A 2,139-nucleotide genomic window follows, 5' to 3' on the forward strand; every position below is an offset into this window, starting at 1 on the left:
GGGTTATCCCCATGCCCATCAAGCTAAGGAAAAATAGATTATCCACAAACAATTCCTGATAATGATTAAAATTTACAAAGCAATAGGAATACCGTATGATGAAAATACAAAGCCCGATGTACATCTCTCACACTAGGAGAAAGAGCCATGCAGGTTGACGTTTCTCGTCTTCCCGGAGAGAACAACTTCCAGCTTCGCTTCGGCGTTCCTGGCGATCGGACCAAGGGGAAGTCCTACTCTCTGTACGGAGCCACTTACAACCCCGCACTCCGGATGTTCACCCCCTCGTCTACCAAGCGCAGCATGCGACTTGAGGACGAGGAGAGGAAGCACAAGAAGTTCTTGAACTGCATCACTATCTTCGTCGAGGATGGCGAGGAGAACGCGGCTACTACTGCCCTCTCACATGAGGAAGAATCGGTTGCCATGGTCCTCGGTGCCGCATTCGACCAGACCCTCGTTCTTGGGTACAAGCTGGCAGATTCCCTGCCTCTTCGCTGGACACAGTGAGAGATCGAACAGCGGGATCTGGTGTGGAGCACAAGTTGTTCCACACCACCCAATTCTAGAAAATAAGCACACCAAACAAGCCTAGCTAGGCTTGTTTTTTAAATTATGCTACTTTCGTAATAGATAGGCTATACTCATAAACAACACCCAATATGTCAAAGACCGTCTTTTTCTTGTATCGATGAGATTTTCGCCCATTTTTCTTTATCTGGTAAAAGAGGCGAAGAAGGATCTTTGCATATGCTTGGGTGTTTTTTTGTATAGCCTGATGGAACAAAGGAAAATAGGTTTGAATGATATAAAAAGCCTTATACTCGCTTACCTCCATACAACTTTTGCGTAGCAAAATCTCTCTCATCTGAAACAAAGTAGAGGAACAAATGAGGATGGCAATAAGCTGCCCATATAGGTGACATTCCAATCTTTCCCGTTTTACATTCTTACATCGGTCGATCTGAAAAAAGGATTTCCATGTTTTGAATACGATCTCAATCTGCCAACGCAAGGAATAGAGAGAATGAATATGCTCTTTTGGGACAATATCCCAAGCGATATTGGTGATATAGACATTGATTTGGGTTAACCGTTTTCTTTTATCTGAAAGCTCCTTTCCTTTTTTCTGTTCTTTGAAATCCTGATTTTTTCTTCTCTTTTTCACTTGTACATCTGTGAGTCGGTACAAAATAACACGAGCAGGTAGTTTTTTATACCCAATAAAAGCATCTCGAATCTCCATGGTTTCTCCGGGTTTCATTTGATTCATTTTTTCTTCTAGATCCAGTAAGAGATACTCTGTTTTTTTCTTGACTGTTCCATTTCGAAGAAATTCAGGTGCTGGATTCTTTTGATAGATTCGGTTTTTGAGTGGCAAACGAGATAGATAGAAGGCTCTTTGTTGATCAATCTGCTTTAGATTATCCAGCGAAAAGTAACCCAAATCTCGTATGCACAAGTCCCTTGGTTGAAGAGTGGGGAAACAAGTGGGGTTAAAGAGCCTGTCATTTCCTTTCCCAGCTCCCATATCCACATTCAAAAATTGTCCACTATGTAAGTCGTATTCCAATTGGATTTTTACCCCAGCCGCATAACTACTTCCTCCTGAACCTGGGTAATGATCGGCCAAGGAATCTGGTAATTGAAAGGAGGTCGAATCGAGGATGCGAATCCGAGTAAAAACATCTTGATATTTGGTTGATAGAGTACGAGATGAACTTAGCTCTGCTTTCAGTAACTGTGCAAATAGTCGTCGAAGAAAAGACACTGCCTGTTCGTTCAAACGCTGATTTAATCCTTCTGCACTCATGCTAATTCCTGTCGCAGCTTCCAACTCACTGCATAACTGAGCCAGAGAAGTACTTGCTAAGTTGTGACTCAGCCAAACACATAAGGTCACCAGATCTTGCCCCCGACATTTGCTTCTTCGTCTTACAAATTCAGTAGTTCTTGCCAACTGTTCAACTTCTGTAGGGGAAAGATATTTTTGTAATACCTGTGAAAACAAATGAAGTTCTTCTTTGGTGGATACATTCACAGAAAACACGCCATCCTTTCTTTTCATTCCTAAAGAAAGAATAGCGTGTTTTTTCCGTTTTTGGGGATTATTTTGTTATTAACTTGATGGCTATGGGG

Annotated in this window: 2 protein-coding genes; one reads left to right on the forward strand and one right to left on the reverse strand. The window is 42.0% G+C overall.

What is annotated here, in order from left to right; all coding sequences use genetic code 11:
* Positions 1 to 147: 147 nt before the first annotated feature.
* Positions 148 to 510: a hypothetical protein gene (locus GSM42_RS20260; protein WP_160803376.1), complete on the forward strand. Its 363-nt coding sequence runs from the start codon at positions 148 to 150 to the stop codon at positions 508 to 510.
* Between the two features lie 103 nt (positions 511 to 613).
* Here the strand turns inward: GSM42_RS20260 and GSM42_RS20265 are convergent, their stop codons facing one another.
* Positions 614 to 2,041, reverse strand: coding sequence for an IS4 family transposase (locus GSM42_RS20265; RefSeq protein ID WP_160803377.1), 1,428 nt, complete (start codon positions 2,039 to 2,041; stop codon positions 614 to 616).
* Positions 2,042 to 2,139 lie beyond the last annotated feature (98 nt).

Origin of the sequence: Shimazuella alba, from assembly GCF_009831235.1 — a bacterium.
Taxonomy (GTDB): domain Bacteria; phylum Bacillota; class Bacilli; order Thermoactinomycetales; family Thermoactinomycetaceae; genus Shimazuella; species Shimazuella alba.

Bases quoted from the DNA above. Each gene is read 5' to 3' on its own strand.
- GSM42_RS20260 (WP_160803376.1), top strand. From the start codon at position 148: ATGCAGGTTGACGTTTCTCGTCTTCCCGGAGAGAACAACTTCCAGCTT.